This window comes from Colwellia sp. 6_MG-2023 (genome assembly GCF_030547765.1).
In the GTDB taxonomy this organism is placed as follows: Bacteria; Pseudomonadota; Gammaproteobacteria; order Enterobacterales; family Alteromonadaceae; genus Colwellia.
Genome location: NZ_JAUOPP010000002.1, coordinates 127,138 through 142,810 on the forward strand (window position 1 = coordinate 127,138; position 15,673 = coordinate 142,810).

The following is a 15,673-nucleotide window of genomic DNA, read 5'->3' on the forward strand; positions in this document are numbered from 1 at the left end:
ACATTTTTTTGTTGTAAATAAAGTTGGGGTTATTAATGAGTTTTCAAGGATAGAATTTATTTTATCGTCATTCTATCCAATTTATTTTGAAGGATAGGTTATTTCCATAACCAAATCTGACAACCATTAATGTTGTTATTACGTAATTTGTGTTTATCTTGCTCTGCAGCGCGTTTTCGTGAATATGGACCTAAAACGACTTTATGCCATATATTATTTTTACCTTGTGCAGTTTGAATTGAACTTTCTAACCCGGAGAAAGCTATTTTAGCTCTTAGTGATTCTGCTTGGGCTGCTGTTTTAAAAGAACCACATTGCATTTTATAAGGACCATTTTGTTTAACTTCATACTGTCCTACTTCAATTTCTTTGGTTTTTAAATTTTCAACATAAGTCCATTTTTCTTTAGGAGGCTCAGGTAAGTCTTTCTCTTTTTTAGGCTTAACTTCATGTTGAGTTTGAATAGGCGTTTTAGTTGTTTCATCTGTTTTTAAAAACCATAAACTATAGACAAAAACGGAAATAAATATGATGGCTATCAGGCCTAAAAACTTGAGTTTTCGAGTCGAAGTTGGATCTGGTTGTGCCGATTTTTTTTTGTAAGGGCTATTTTTTTTCTTTTTTTGCGGCGTACGAGAAATATAATCTTGATTTGACATGAACTACAGAAGAACCAGGAAGAATGTAGGCTATTTTATACTTAAGTTATTTCTAATTACAAGTAGATATAGCGAAAGCAAAACTATCCAGTAAAAGTAGGCTGCAGTTTAATTATTTGATTACCAATTTAAATCAATAGGATCAATGTCTAAACTCCAACGTACTTTACTTTGCCATTCATTATTTGGGATGGCAGCTAGTAATTGGAAAATAGCAATATGCAGCTCTTTTCTTGATTTAGCCTGTAAAATTAAATGATAACGAAATTTGCCTGCCTTTTTCTCCATTGCTGCAGGAACAGGTCCGGCAAATTGACAGTTAGTGAAAGTAAGCTCAGTTAATAGTCGTAAGAACTTTTCAGGATAGCTTGGGTAATTGGCTTCAGCGCGGAATAAGGCTTGATAACTAAAAGGTGGCAACATAGCTTGCTTTCTTTCAGCTAACGCTTGTTTGGCAAAGTGTTGGTAGCCGTTATGCACTAGGTCTTGTAATAAAGGATGATCAGGGTAACTTGTTTGTACTAATACTTTACCTGGTTTACTCGCACGACCGGCACGGCCAGCTACTTGGATTAATAGTTGTGCCATTTGTTCGCTAGCACGAAAATCAAAACTGAATAATGCACCATCACCATCAAGCACCGCTACCAAAGTAACGTCAGGAAAATGATGACCTTTAGCTAGCATTTGTGTACCAATAAGTAATTGATGTTTCTTATCTGTTATTTCTTGTAGTAGCTTAGTTAATTCACCTTTTTTACGGGTGCTGTCTCTGTCTATTCTTACCACACTAACATCAGGAAATATTTCACCAATACGTTGTTCTAACTGTTCCGTTCCTTGACCTACCGGCGCAATACGAACACTACCGCATTTTGGACATTGTTTGGGGACACGCTTTTGGCTACCACAATGATGGCAAATTAATAGTTGTTGTTTTTGATGATAAGTATAAGGTTTATCGCAACGCTGGCAGTCAGAAAGCCAATGGCATTCTTGACAATTTATCGCGGGCGCATAGCCTCGTCTATTTAAAAAAATAAGAGCTTGTTCACCACGTGCTAGTGTTTGCTTGATTTCATGTTTTAACGTGCCCGACAAACCAAATTCCATTTGTTGCTGAGCAACATCAATTAATGTTATTTGCGCTTTACTGCTTTTTCCAGCTCGCTTACGTAGCTGGTGGTATTGGTACTTGCCAGACAAGGCATTTTGTAATGATTCAAAGCTAGGTGTAGCACTGCCTAAAATAATAGGAATATTTGTTTGCCTAGCGCGTAAAATAGCAATATCTCGACCATGATAACGAAAACTGTCTTGCTGCTTTAACGAGCTGTCGTGCTCTTCATCAACAATAATCATACCTAGCTTGTGCAAGGGGGAGAAAATAGCCGATCGTGTGCCTATAACAATGGCTGCACTGCCTTGTTGGGCGCTTAACCAAGTATCTAAACGCTCAGTATCGTTAAGATTAGAGTGATGCAAAGAAATAGGCACGCTAAATCGTTGCTCAAAGCGTAATAATGTTTGTGGTGTTAAGCCAATCTCGGGAACAATCACTAATACTTGCTGATGATTTGCTAATACATTTTCCATGGCCTGTAGATAAACTTCCGTTTTACCACTGCCAGTCACGCCGTCAATTAAGTGGCAAGAGAAGCGATCTAATGATTGATTGATTGCAGCAACAATCAATGCTTGCTCGGTTGATAGCACTTGTTTGTTTTCTTGGGTTAGTTTGCTGTCTTGCCACGAAAATTGCCCTGGTTTATGTTTTACCTGCTTGATAAGATCTTTAGCAACCAAGGCATTTAACTGTGCTTTGCTATAACCTAAAGTCCGTAACTCAGCCCAGCTAATTCCATGGTGTTTTGCGATTAATTGAAAAAGTGCGAACTGTTTTGGCGCTTTAGTTTCAACCTTAGCTAATTGCTCTTGCTGTTCATTTTCGATTAGCTCAGCACTTTGCCAAACCATCGGCGGCTGTAGATCTACTTTTTTTACCTGACGTAATAATTTGGGTAGTGCTTGTTGAAAAACGTCACCAATAGGGTGGTGATAGTAATTAGCACATAATTTTAGATAATTAACCAAAAAATCGCTCAAGTGGAAGCTATCGTTAAGGCGTTGTGAAATAGGTTTTATTTTTGAGTCAATATCACACTTGTCAGTTATCGCGATCACAATAGCAATAACTTTTCTTGCACCAAATGACACAGCAACACGTTCACCAATTTTTATTGGTGGTGTTTGTAGTTCCTCAGGTACTTGATAGGTAAACAGCTGGCGCATAGGAACGGGAACTGCTACTTGTACATATTGCTCAGACACGAATAATATAGAATGCTTGTTATAAGAATAGGCCGTTTATATTACCGTAAAAATTACTATTTATTAATAAGTCTTTTTTAGTCAGTTTAGTATCAGTTTAGCTTGCAGTCGGTGCGGTGATCATTTATTATTCGCCTCCATTAATTTTTACACCGTATGGTGCTTGGCGTTTTAAGTTCATATAACTAAAGCGGCTGAGTGGCGATACGCCCAATTTCTCGAAAGAGATATAGAGGTCCCCATGAAAGACGGAATTCATCCTAATTATGTTGAGTTTAAAGCAACTTGTTCTTGTGGCAATGTTATTACAACTCGTTCAACAGCAGCTAAAGACGTGCATTTAGACGTATGTTCAGAATGTCACCCTTTTTACACTGGTAAGCAGAAAGCTGCTGAGACCGGTGGTCGTGTTGATAAATTCAACAAACGTTTTGGTGCTCTTTCTAAGAAGTAATTTTTACTTTTTAGTTTCTTTTCTTGTTATTAAGAAAAGTAGCATCGAAAAAAGCGCCGAAAGGCGCTTTTTTTATTTCTGACATTTGTAGATTTTAGTACTCTATTTTTTGTGGTGTTTCTGCTACATTAACCATCCTAGAAAAACCTTCTCAAATTTAAAATTAAGGCTCAATAAATGGCAGAAAGAAAGCCAGGTAAATTTGCTAAAGAAAGGCAATTTATCAAAGATAAGCAAATTGATGCATTAAAAACGCCACCGCATTCATTAGAAGCTGAACAATCTGTGTTAGGTGGTTTATTGCTTGATAATGAAACTTGGGATCGTGTTTCAGAAAAAACAGTGGCTGATGATTTTTATAGTCGTTCACATCGTCTGATTTTTGAAACTATTGGCGCCCTAATTGAACTAGGTGAACCGGTTGATTTAATTACGCTGTCTGAAGCCTTAGAAAATGATCAAAAGCTTGATGATGCAGGTGGTTTTGTTTATCTCGCTGAGATGATGAAAAATACACCAAGTGCGGCTAATATTACAGCTTATGCTGATATTGTTCGGGAACGTGCCGTTACGCGAGAAATGATCAGCGTAGCTAATGAATTAGCGGAAGCTGGTTATGATACGCAGGGTCGCTCTAGTGCCGATTTACTTGATTTTGCGGAAACGAAAGTATTTGCAATAGCTGAAAAACGCGCTAACAAGTCTGAAGGGCCTGAAAGCTTGCATTCAGTGTTAGAAAAAACCGTCGATAGAATTGAAAAACTATGTTCAACGGAGACCGGTGGTGTTACTGGTGTTCCTAGTGGCTTTGCTGATCTAGATAAAATGACGGCTGGTTTACAAAAGTCAGATTTAATTATTGTTGCTGCTCGTCCATCAATGGGTAAAACAACCTTTGCAATGAACTTGGCTGAACATGCTGCAATGACACAAGAGTATCCGGCATTAATCTTTAGTTTAGAGATGCCTGCGGATCAAATTATGATGAGAATGCTAGCCTCTTTAGGGCGCATTGATCAAACTAAAATTAGAACTGGGCAGCTAGACGATGAAGATTGGGCTCGCTTGTCTTCTACTATGGGCTTACTAATTGAAAACGGCAAAATGTTTATTGATGATGCTGCGGGCTTAACACCAACAGAAGTACGCTCTAGAGCGAGACGTATTCATCGAGATCATGGTGGTATTTCTATGATCATGATCGATTACTTACAACTTATGCGCGCACCTCAGTTTTCAGATAATCGTACTTTAGAAATAGCAGAAATTTCTCGCTCATTAAAAGCCTTAGCTAAAGAGTTACAAGTACCGGTAGTGGCGCTTTCTCAGCTAAACCGTGGCTTGGAGCAACGTAGTGATAAACGTCCAATTAACTCAGATCTACGTGAATCAGGTTCAATAGAGCAAGATGCCGATTTAATCATGTTTATTTACCGTGATGAGGTATATCACGATGATAGTGAATTTAAAGGGATGGCAGAAATTATTATTGGTAAGCAACGTAACGGACCTATTGGCCGTGTTCCACTGACTTTCCAAGGTAAGTACTCACGCTTTGATAATTATGCTGGGCCACATGTGCTTGAAGAAGATTAGTTGAGTGAGTATTGGCTTGTATTATTTTTTTGAATGTAAGCCTTTACTTAAGACTAATATTTTAACTTAACAGTAGTCATTGTTATAACGGATGCTAACTAATTGATTCCTTATATTATTCACCGTTGATGGTAGCTATTACTGTACGGCTACCACCATAATCTCTATGCTCGCCTAAATAAATACCTTGCCAAGTACCTAGGTTTAGTTGCCCATTAGTAATAGGAATAGTAATGCTTGAGCCGAGTAAACTAGCTTTTATATGGGCTGGCATGTCGTCATCACCTTCATAGGTGTGTTGATAATAAGGGGCTCTTTCAGGAACGAAAGTATTAAAGTGTTTTTCCATATCGGCGCGAACTGTTGGGTCGGCATTTTCGTTAATCGTTAGTGACGCGGAAGAATGTTGAATGAATAAGTGTAGTATGCCGTGTTGCACTTTTTCTAAGCCAGTAAGTTGTGCTTGAACTTCATTGGTAATTAAATGAAATCCACGACTTTTGTTGGTTAACTTAATCTCCGTTTGTATCCACATATTAATATTTTCCTTTATAATACCAATCTCACTAGTTATATGATCATTTCTACTTGCTAAAATCACCAACGATATCGTTATTTATTTAATAATTAGCACAACGAGTTATTGAAATATATGCCTTGTATTTGTCAATTTTTTATACGTATAAAATTGTTCACTTCATTAATGAAATTGGTATAACTATTCTGTTATCTCTGCTTTATTTAAACGTTCAAAAGCTGAAATAGTTTGTGGTATCAATTGCTCAATGATTTCAATATGCGGGCTTTGCGCTTGATAACGGGCGTAGAGCGTTTTATATATACCCGTCTCACCAATACGTTTAGTTTGTACTAATGATTGCTTGCTTAAACTATTTACTAACCATTTAGGCAACACCGCTATACCCATATTAGCAGCAACCATTTGTAATATCATATGACTATTCGCAACTTGTTTGATCGCTTTTGGTTTGTATTTATTACCAGATTCTTGATTAGTATTTTTATTTAAAAAAAGCTTAAAGAGATCAAGCTCTTCTATTTTCACTGGGTAGGTGAGTAAAGTGTAGTGGCTAAAGTCAGCGGCTGATAAAAAATCTTGGGCTGTGGTTTCACTTTCTTTTGCTAGTACAGCAACTACTTCATAGGTTCCAAGTGATTGATAAATATAGTTATCGTTTTCATTTTTTTCATCAATAAATAGAATGTCGACATCATCAGCAGGTTTATTAGTAATAGGTTTAGGAAAAGCTTGCTCTAATGACGTTTTACCAAAAAAGGTTTGCTCCATAAAGTTAAGTTTTAATTTTGGATACTGTTGTGAAAATTGCTCGGTAATAGGTAATAACCACTGAAAACAAGCGTGACAGGCTATAGCTAAATTGAGGTGAGTTATGGTGCTTTTTTCTGTTTTTAATTCGTTTAGTGCCGTACTTATTTTAGGCAAAATATTATTGGCTAAAGTTAGTAATACTTGCCCTTTTTCGGTGAACTGAACAGGCGACGTATTACGAATAAAAAGTTGTGTATTTAAGCGCTGCTCTAAGTCCTTTAACTGATGAGAAAGCGCTGACTGACTAACAAAAAGTGCATCAGCGGCCTTTCTTATATTCCCGGTGTTTGACAAGGTGGTGAGTGTTTTTAGGTGCTTTATCTCAAACATTATGAAAATTCCTTCATGTCCATCGTGAATTTTTACCCGTTCAGCAACTAGGTATTATTTAAAAGTATAAACGTTTAAGCGTCTAGACGTCTAGATGTTTTTTTGTTTGTTTGTAAGTAATGAATTCAATTGGAGCAAGCCATGTAAAGTTACCATTTATATTTTGCTTATTGGCGCTAAACGGAAGGCGAGGGAGTTAAGCTACTATTAGATAATATGGCACTAGCTGCTAAATAATTAAGTACAAAGTGTATTTACTCATTTAGTCACAATAATGTAGCAAGTAAACTTTTAGAATCTGCAATAAGAACCTCGACCCTGCATGATCGAGGTTTTCTATAAGTTTAAAAAGCTCTTAGCTTATTCTTCAAGGAAGCGAATAGTACTTGGGTTTAAGTTTGTCGCTAAACGTTCGTTTACTATTTCATTCGTTTCACTGTTGATAATATCAATACCAGGTGCACTCGGTGTTGGCATACTTAGCCATAGGAAATTGGCATTATCTAAACCAAGAAAGTTAATTCCTTCTGTACCTGTGTTCGCTACATTACTCTCTGTAATTTCGCCAGTGGTTGGGTTAAATTGGTATAGTGATGATATTTCATGAAAGCTTGGTACAAACACTGATTCACTAGTATAAAAATAGCCTTTTTCTGCTGATACAATAACGGCACTTTTAATAAAGCCACTAACGTTGTCTGTAATACTGCCCGCATTAAGTACTTGGCGAACGCTATAATCGGTTGGTTCAATTTCTTCAATACGACTCAATGTTAAATCAGTGTTGCTATAATCGCTACGGGTACTGATATATATTTTATCATTGCCTGTAGTAATGCTGTTTTCAAGTGGATTTAACCCTTCTAAAGGAATACCTTTAACAGTATCGTCACTATTAGCGTTAGTTTCTATTTCTTCATCAGTCGCGGTATCAAACACTGCTACATAACTAGTATTTGGTGCATAAGCATCTGATAAACGTTGCATAACAATATAAAGCTTACCATCGTTAATAACTGCAGCAGCAGGACTTGGTGTGCCATTGGTATTGTTTTCAGGCACATAACTAGATAAATCTAATTCACCCACTTTAAAGTCATCAATATTATCGGCTTGTGGGTTAACAACCCATACCTGGCTTGAACCATAGCGTAATAAGTAGGCTTTTGTATCGTCTAATGATACTAACGAATATGGGTTACGGCTAATTGAATCTTGGCTATCTTGTGTTGAAAAAGACCATATTGCAGTATCTCTTTCACTAACTTCAGCACCATTATATTTAGTGATGGTATCAATGAAAAATCGACCGATATGGTAAACATCAGTTTTGTAGCTAGCTAACGTATAGTCAGAAGCATCTTTGATATAATAACCACTATTAACTTGTTGAGTTTCCCCGTCCATATATACAACTTCAGAACTGCTATAGTCTGGCGCTATTGTTTGCACTACCGCTAATGAAGGAGTGTCTTTAATATCGCCAACAGTAACCGTAATACTTAATTCATCAGAGAGTTCACCACTATCAGTAGCCGTAACGGTAAGTACGTATGGACCCGTATCACCGTTGTCAAAATCAGGCGCGGTATTAAATGTTAGTAATCCACTTTGATCAATAGTAAATAGTGAATTATCTGCGCCTGAAAGGCTGAATGTTATGGCATCATTATCAGAATCTGTCGCAGTATATTGAGCTACAGTTAATGAGTTTTCAGCAACAACAGGTGCCGTTTCACCGGTGAGCGTTGGAGCATTATTGCTGTCTGAATTACAACCACTTAGCAAGGCAGCTGAGATTAACAAACTTAGGGGTAATACTTTTTTTGTATAGGTTGTTGACATTTATAGATCCTCTATTGAAAATTTGAGTTGAATACTTTTACCTTGAGCTGGCCTATTGGCCAGGTCTTGATATTTTTCGTTAAATACATTGTTAAATGATAAACTGGCGTTGTATTTTGGTGTTTGCCAGTTCAGTGCAATGTTCGTTAGGCTACGGTCGGCTGGATTACCGCTACCGAGATTACTATTTGTTGATTGAAATTGGTTGTTGCGATTAAAATAGAGCTCTTTATCAAGGTTGCTATTTATTTTTATCTGCCAATTGGGTTTGATCTTATATAATAATGAAGCACTGTATTGTTGGTGATAGATACCTGGTAGCTTTTTATTATCAAAAGCAATAAATGGTGAAGAGGTATCACTATCAATAAGGCTAACTTGCATTGAAAGCGATAAATTATCAAGTAATGAAATATTTCCCTGGAGTTCAAAACCATTTAATAAAGCGCCACCCACATTAGTATAAGAGCCAACACCACTAGAGTTAAAAATTGCAACAATTGAGTTCTCCAAGTCTTGACGGTAAAGAGAAGAAGATAGATTGAATTGCTTAACTTGGTATTGGAGCCCTAGAGTGATTGTGTTTGCTTCTTCTGGTAATAAATTGCCATTACCTTTAAAAGATCCTCGGTCACCAAACAGCTCAAAGAGGGTTGGTGTTCGAATACCATTACTAAAGTTTACAGAAGTATTCAAGTTTCCCGTTCCGTAATTAATCCCCAATTCTTGAGTAGAGTAATGGGTATTTTTAGTCTCTTTTTGACTATCGATTGCGTTTAATGCGCTATTGGCATTCTTTTCTCGTAATTGATTACCTAATATGTAGCTGCTAATAGGATAACTATCGCTTTTCCATTCAATACGTGCACCAAAATTTATTTGTGTTTGTGCTGCTTCAACATCACAACTACTGATGCCATTACATTGAATGGCTTCACCATTTTGAGTGCTGAATGAGCTAAAATTCTGCCTGCTAATATCAACAAATGGTGTGAAACTTAGTGTCGACCAGTTAATATTTGGTTTAATACTAATCTGCTGTTTAGTGTTTTTGTAATCGCTAGTTTTTATTCTGTCTTCGTTTGGACGCTCTAAATACAGTTCATCTTTGGTTTCACCAGAATAATTAATTTCAATTCCTTCAAAATTTATATCACCGAAACTATTAATATCAGCTAACCAATAATGTTGAATACTGTATCTAATTTGATCACTCTCTAATGTAGAGCTATTTTCTGGAGAGTTATTCTGATAGTTAGCTAGGGCTTTGTCTTGTTTGTTATATTGCAAATTAAAGCGCAATTGGTGCTGATCTAACTGAACATTGTCATTAATAAACAATGATAGCTTTTCAAATTTATTATTTCTTAATGGTTCATTAATTGATTCAGAAGGGTTTATAAAGCTTTGAGGAACTAAATAGTTATAGTCATTATCACTGACCAAGTAATTTCCGCCGAATGCTAGGCTGTGTTTTTTAAAAGCATTATTACTTAAAAAATTAACTTCTTTATAGCCAAATGAACCTATCGATAACGCAATTTTCTTTTTGTTTTCACTTGGGTTATAAGTGTTTACTCTGATGACCCCGCCAATTGGGGTAGAACCTGTTCCTAGTGCTTGGCTTTTACTAATCTCAATGCTCTCAATTTGATCCGTCGGTATTTGGTTAAGATCAAAACCACCAAATTGACTATCGTTGACGAGTTGCCCATCGATATACATTTGTACTTGTTTACCACTCGAACCCCGGATAGAAATAGAGACAGGGTTACCTAAACCACTAATCTGTCTTATTTGTATACCATTGATATTCTTAAGAGCATCAGATAATGTTTGTGCAGAAGTAATTAAATCTTCACGATGTAATACTTGATAATTGACACTATTGAATTCATGAGAATTGACGATTTCAATGGTTTCTATATCCGTTTCTACACTATCTATATTTGATTGTGCACCATAACTTATTTTGGTAAAAAACAAGCAACAGCAGTAAAAACTAAGTGAAGGTATTGAGAGTAATTTATTCATAATTATTCGAACGTTTTATCTGAAGTGTTAGCTTGGTAGAAGGCTCTGCTTTTATCTATATCGGCACAGAGTTTGGATAAGGCAGTTAAGCTTCTCATCGTCATACGATGCATTGAATCAGCATTTGGTTGAATTATTTGTTCGTTTTTAACGGCAGGTATAATTGGCCAGTCTTGCCAGTTGAAACCGACTTTAGCACTTTGATTTGCCGATAAAGGCTGAATAATTAATTGAATAGGTGCTTGTAATACTTTCTCTATATTTACTTGGGGATAGGCTATATCCACTTGCTCAAACGGATTATTGGCTTGGCAAATATTCAAGAATTGTTGAGGCCAACTATCTTTCGCTACCGTGGTTAATGGCTTAGACCATAATTCGTAAAAAATCGTGATAGGCGGTTTATTTTGGTATTGAGTTTTTATAAGGTTGAGTTGGCCAAGTAGTTTCTCGGCTTGAGCATTGGCTTTTTGTTCATGACCTGTTAATTGACCAAACTCACGCATTTCTTTCGCAATATCTTCGAAACTATGCGGTTGAGAATAGATAATGTTAAAGCCGAGTTGCTCTAATCGAGTAATGTCATCACTTGGGTTACCACTTTTCCAAGCGATAATATAATCAGGTTGTAATGTAATAAATTTTTCAATTTGCAGGCGTAAGTAATTACCCACAATAGGGATCTCTTTTGCTTGCTCGGGGTAGTCGGCAAATGTTGTGGTACCGATAATTTGTTCACCTGCTCCTATGTCATATAACATTTCTACAATATGAGGAGAAAGTGCGATAATACTAGGCTTCTGTGCTGCTCTTGAGGTTGGTGAACTGTCAGCAATACTTGCAAAGCTCAAGCTAATTAAAGCGAATAATATTAATTTGAGGGCTATATTTTTCATCTAGTAGATTTACCTTTATTACTGACAGCAATGCGCTACCAATCAATACCTTGTTGTGCTTTTATACCGTTATCAAATGCATGTTTAATTGATTGCACTTCACTCACAGTATCTGCTAAGTCAATGATAGCGCGGTGACAACCTCTACCTGTAATAATGGCGTGTTGGTTTACTGGACGGTTTTTTAATGCTTCAAGTACTTCATCTAACTCAATATACTTATAAGCAACCATGTAGGTTAATTCATCCATTAAAACCACATCAATACTTTCATCTTGTAATAATTTTTTGTTTTTTAGCCAAACTTGTTGTGCTGCGGCAATATCTTGCGTTTTGTCTTGTGTGTTCCAAGTAAAACCAGTTCCCATCACGTCAAAACCAACACCTGCATTTTCTAATAATGAACGCTCTCCACAAGCCCATGTACCTTTTATGTACTGAACAACAGCTGCTTTTAAGCCATGACCGACAGCTCGAGCAACAGTACCAAAACCAGATGTTGATTTACCTTTGCCATTACCAGTAATAACAATGATCAAACCTCGTTCTTCTTGAGCATTATCTATACGTTGATCAACTTTTTCTTTCACAGCTTGCATACGTTTTTTATGTTGTGCATTTTTTTGATCTAGGTTCTTTTTTGAATCGTTTGCTGAGTTATTATCTGTCATTTTATCTATCACTTTGCGTTTGTTTTATCGTTAAAATAAGCATTTAAGTAATCACTATTAATTAATATTTCTTGTTTTAACCATAATAAATAAGAAAAATATACTGCCTAAAGCAGAGGTTATTATACCAATGGGAATTTCAGCATTCGCTAATGCGGAGCGGGCAATAATATCGACCCAAATTAAAAAAATCCCACCAATTAAGGCACTACCAATAATCAGTTTTAATGTAGTGACTCCAAATACTTGACGCACAATATGTGGGATCATTAAACCTACAAACCCTATGCCACCACAATAAGCGACAATGGTAGCAGTTAAAGCGGCACAAAGAGCGAGCATGAGTAATCTTAGTTTATCTACATTAATACCTAAGCTTGCTGCACTTTCATCACCAAGTAAGAGCGCGTCAATTTGACGATGTAGGGCGGTAATGATGACAATAGTGATGAGCAATACCGCGGTAATAGCATAAAAGTTACTCATCTCAACACGCGCTAGACTGCCCATAAGCCAAAAAATAACGCGATTAGTAGCATAGGGCTCACCAAAGAAAAGAATAAATTGCGTCACGGCAGCAAGCATAAATGAAACTGCAATACCGGTAAGTAATAATTGTTCCATTCGCTGTAATACTTTGGCAATAATAAGCACAATAACTATCGCTAATAAAGCACCCAAAAAGGCAGCAAGGGGAAGGGCAATAGCGAGTTGTTGTTCTAAACCAATGCTAGTTAACGAAATATTAGCAATAGTTACACCTAAGCCTGCACCCGATACTATGCCAAATAAATAAGGATCGGCTAATGGGTTACGGGTTGTATTTTGTAAAATTGCCCCTGCAATGGCTAATCCCATGCCAGCCACTAAGCCTACTAATACTCTAGGTATTCTGACTTGCCAAATCACCATTTGGCTTATTTTGTCTGGGCAGTTACCCACTAGACACTGAAAAATTTGAGTGTGATTGATATCTGCTGGTCCATAACTTAAACCTGCGATAGCTGAGAGCAAGGTGAAAATAATTAAGGAGATAACAATGAAGTATGATCTAGTCATTTTTATTCCTTAAATTGATTGTTTGTTGTTCTGGTAACGAGAAAAATACACGAGGTTTATGTTGTAAATCATCTTTTATGATTGAGCATGGTAATCTAAAAACTTTACTTAACTGGGTCTGTGTTAATACTTGCTCAGGTGTGCCATCAGCAATCAATTTACCTTGCTCTAATAATAATAATCGTTGGCAATACTGACTGGCCAAATTCAGATCGTGGACTGTCATGATTACCGTTATATTTAATTGATTAACTAGATTTAATACTTGGTGCTGATAATAAACATCAAGATGATTGGTTGGTTCATCTAAAATAAGTATTTGTGCCTTTTGTACTAGCGCTCTAGCAATCAGGACACGTTGTTGTTCACCACCGGAAAGTTGACTATAGGGCATCTTTTCTGTGTTAGATAAGCCCACTTTTTCTAACGCAAGTTTTATCTGTTGTTTGTCATGGTCATTATCAATGGCAAATAAACCTTTAAAAGGTAATAACCCCATTCTGACAATATCGAGCACAGTTAATGAGAAAATCGCTTCTGCTTTTTGGGTTACATTGGCAAAATTTCGGGCTAATTCTCGAGCAGAATAACCACTAATTATTTTGTTTTTTAGATGAACGGAGCCTGATAATGCTACGGTTTTATTGTGCTGTTGTTGATTGGTAATGCAACGCAATAAACTCGTTTTACCAGCACCATTTGGACCAATAATACCGATCACTTCTCCCTTACTCACGTTAAAGGAGATATTATTAAGGATGGCTTTATTGTTTACTTGCCAATGAAGCTGGTGAACTTTCAGTAGTACTGACATTGTTTGTTGGTGTTTTCCCGCACGCAAAATTTTTAAGGTTTGTTAATTATATTAAAAGGTTAAGTATCTGACTTATCGTTAAATTATTACCAATAAATAATGGTAGTAACTTATGAATCACAGTTGCGGGTACAGTGGAGGAATTCTTTATTAAAAATAAAGGCACCTCATTCCTTAACCATTTGGAGAGTTTACGCAGATAGTACAAAATAAGCAAGCTTTAGCGGTTTAGACGTCTAAATATCAATAAAAGAAAATAGGTAAAATTTCACTTATCACTTATTTTTCATCTACACTGAAGATAGGTTTAATATTTTCAGGAGTAAACAATGAAAGGTAACAGTAAAGTTATTGCGAGTCTTAATGGTTTATTACATAACGAGCTTGCCTCGATCGATCAATATTTTATCCACTCTCGTATGTATCAAGATTGGGGCTTAGATAAGCTATATGACCAATTAGAGCATGAAATGCAAGAAGAGCTTACTCATGCTGATGCACTAATAAAACGTATTTTATTTCTTGAAGGAGTACCTAATTTATCAGATCGTCGTGATTTACTTATTGGTGATGATGTTAGTTCAATGTTAAAAAATGATCTTATTTTAGAAATGGAGGTTGTGGCAGGACTTAAAGAAAGTATTAAATTATGTGAAGCTGAAGGAGATTACCAAAGCAGAATTATGTTAGAAAAACTCTTGGAAGATACTGAGGAAGATCATGTTTATTGGCTTGAAAGACAAATAGGGCTAATTGATAAGATTGGACTAAATAATTATATTCAATCACATATGGGTAATCACCTAGGTGGATAAACTAACAAGAGGGTTTTATTATGAAAGGGGATAAAGGTATTATTGCTTTGTTAAACAAAGCACTTGCGGTTGAGTTGATTGCAATTAATCAGTATTTTTTACATGCCAGAATGTATAAGAACTGGGGGTTGGAGCAATTAAACAAAGCGGATTATAAAACATCAATTAAAAAAATGAAGCAGGCTGATTCGTTAATTGAACGCATTCTTTTTTTAGAAGGTTTACCTAACCTACAAGATCTCGGTCGATTACATATTGGTGAGGAAACAACTGAAATACTTCAAGCGAATATAGCATTAGAGCATAAATCTCGTTCAGTACTACAAGAATTAATTGAGTCATGTGAACTGCAGCAAGATTATATTAGTAGGGATTGTGCTGAAAGCTTATTAGAAAGTGTTGAAACACAAATAGACTGGATTGAAGAGCAGCAATATTTAATTACGAATGTAGGGTTAGAAAATTACCTACAAACAATGATGAATTAAGCAACAAAGGCCTCAGTTTCTGCAATTTGTACTAATTTATCATTCAGAATACTTTTACTGCATTGGCAACATTTCCCACACTGTGAACCAATTTTTAATTCACTTGTTAATTGTTTCATGGTGTGAGCACCGTTGTCCACAGCGGCTTTAATTTGGGTGTCGGTTACGCCAAGACACAAACAGACATACATAAGTAATACCAAAAATACTTTAATTAAAATCAATGTTGATATAGTAATGTAAACAAGAGTGATTATCAATAAGGTTTGTGGTTTTTATTTAGTATTATGTTTTATATTCCATAAAAAAAGCAGCTAAAGCTGCTTTTTT

Annotated in this window: 15 protein-coding genes; 4 read left to right on the top strand and 11 right to left on the bottom strand. The window is 36.2% G+C overall.

Annotated elements, in window-relative coordinates; genetic code table 11:
* Window positions 1-98: 98 nt before the first annotated feature.
* Entirely contained in the window at window positions 99-659 is a 561-nt protein-coding gene (locus Q4503_RS02320) for an SPOR domain-containing protein (protein WP_303601281.1), read from the bottom strand.
* Between the two features lie 120 nt (window positions 660-779).
* Complete coding sequence (priA, locus tag Q4503_RS02325) at window positions 780-2,990, bottom strand: primosomal protein N' (RefSeq protein WP_303601282.1); 2,211 nt, start codon at window positions 2,988-2,990, stop codon at window positions 780-782.
* A 241-nt stretch (window positions 2,991-3,231) separates the two neighbouring features.
* On the opposite strand from priA, the gene rpmE reads away from it, so the two are divergent.
* Window positions 3,232-3,444: a 50S ribosomal protein L31 gene (gene rpmE, locus Q4503_RS02330; RefSeq protein WP_215973497.1), complete on the top strand. Its 213-nt coding sequence runs from the start codon at window positions 3,232-3,234 to the stop codon at window positions 3,442-3,444.
* 177 nt (window positions 3,445-3,621) lie between these two features.
* Window positions 3,622-5,040, top strand: a complete 1,419-nt coding sequence (gene dnaB, locus Q4503_RS02335) for a replicative DNA helicase (protein WP_215973498.1) — start codon at window positions 3,622-3,624, stop codon at window positions 5,038-5,040.
* 115 nt (window positions 5,041-5,155) lie between these two features.
* Here the strand turns inward: dnaB and Q4503_RS02340 are convergent, their stop codons facing one another.
* The 8 genes from Q4503_RS02340 to Q4503_RS02375 form a co-directional block, all read right to left on the bottom strand.
* On the bottom strand, window positions 5,156-5,575 hold the full coding sequence (locus Q4503_RS02340; protein ID WP_303601283.1) for a secondary thiamine-phosphate synthase enzyme YjbQ: 420 nt from the start codon (window positions 5,573-5,575) through the stop codon (window positions 5,156-5,158).
* Window positions 5,576-5,758: 183 nt separating this feature from the next.
* Complete coding sequence (locus tag Q4503_RS02345) at window positions 5,759-6,721, bottom strand: LysR substrate-binding domain-containing protein (RefSeq protein ID WP_215973500.1); 963 nt, start codon at window positions 6,719-6,721, stop codon at window positions 5,759-5,761.
* Window positions 6,722-7,081: 360 nt separating this feature from the next.
* The gene (locus Q4503_RS02350) at window positions 7,082-8,566 is read right to left on the bottom strand and encodes a cadherin repeat domain-containing protein (RefSeq protein WP_303601284.1); all 1,485 of its coding nucleotides are present in this window, start codon (window positions 8,564-8,566) and stop codon (window positions 7,082-7,084) included.
* A complete protein-coding gene (locus Q4503_RS02355; protein ID WP_303601285.1) occupies window positions 8,567-10,600 on the bottom strand; it encodes a TonB-dependent receptor in 2,034 nt (677 codons plus the stop codon). It lies immediately after the preceding gene.
* Window positions 10,601-10,602: 2 nt separating this feature from the next.
* Window positions 10,603-11,496 carry a cobalamin-binding protein gene (locus Q4503_RS02360; protein WP_303601286.1) on the bottom strand — a complete coding sequence of 298 codons (894 nt, stop codon included), beginning with the start codon at window positions 11,494-11,496 and terminating at the stop codon, window positions 10,603-10,605.
* A 35-nt stretch (window positions 11,497-11,531) separates the two neighbouring features.
* Window positions 11,532-12,167 carry a cob(I)yrinic acid a,c-diamide adenosyltransferase gene (gene cobO, locus Q4503_RS02365; protein WP_303601287.1) on the bottom strand — a complete coding sequence of 212 codons (636 nt, stop codon included), beginning with the start codon at window positions 12,165-12,167 and terminating at the stop codon, window positions 11,532-11,534.
* A 57-nt stretch (window positions 12,168-12,224) separates the two neighbouring features.
* Window positions 12,225-13,226, bottom strand: a complete 1,002-nt coding sequence (locus Q4503_RS02370) for an iron ABC transporter permease (RefSeq protein WP_215973505.1) — start codon at window positions 13,224-13,226, stop codon at window positions 12,225-12,227.
* Window positions 13,219-14,040 carry an ABC transporter ATP-binding protein gene (locus Q4503_RS02375; protein ID WP_215973506.1) on the bottom strand — a complete coding sequence of 274 codons (822 nt, stop codon included), beginning with the start codon at window positions 14,038-14,040 and terminating at the stop codon, window positions 13,219-13,221. The genes Q4503_RS02370 and Q4503_RS02375 overlap by 8 nt, the downstream gene beginning before the upstream one ends.
* A 329-nt stretch (window positions 14,041-14,369) precedes the next feature.
* Between Q4503_RS02375 and bfr (Q4503_RS02380) the strand changes: the two genes are divergently transcribed.
* Together bfr (Q4503_RS02380) and bfr (Q4503_RS02385) are read left to right on the top strand one after the other, a co-directional pair.
* The gene (gene bfr, locus Q4503_RS02380; protein WP_215973507.1) at window positions 14,370-14,855 is read left to right on the top strand and encodes a bacterioferritin; all 486 of its coding nucleotides are present in this window, start codon (window positions 14,370-14,372) and stop codon (window positions 14,853-14,855) included.
* A 20-nt stretch (window positions 14,856-14,875) separates the two neighbouring features.
* Window positions 14,876-15,343 carry a bacterioferritin gene (gene bfr / locus Q4503_RS02385; RefSeq protein WP_215973508.1) on the top strand — a complete coding sequence of 156 codons (468 nt, stop codon included), beginning with the start codon at window positions 14,876-14,878 and terminating at the stop codon, window positions 15,341-15,343.
* Here the strand turns inward: bfr (Q4503_RS02385) and Q4503_RS02390 are convergent.
* A complete protein-coding gene (locus tag Q4503_RS02390) occupies window positions 15,340-15,534 on the bottom strand; it encodes a (2Fe-2S)-binding protein (RefSeq protein WP_215973509.1) in 195 nt (64 codons plus the stop codon). The genes bfr (Q4503_RS02385) and Q4503_RS02390 overlap by 4 nt on opposite strands.
* Window positions 15,535-15,673 lie beyond the last annotated feature (139 nt).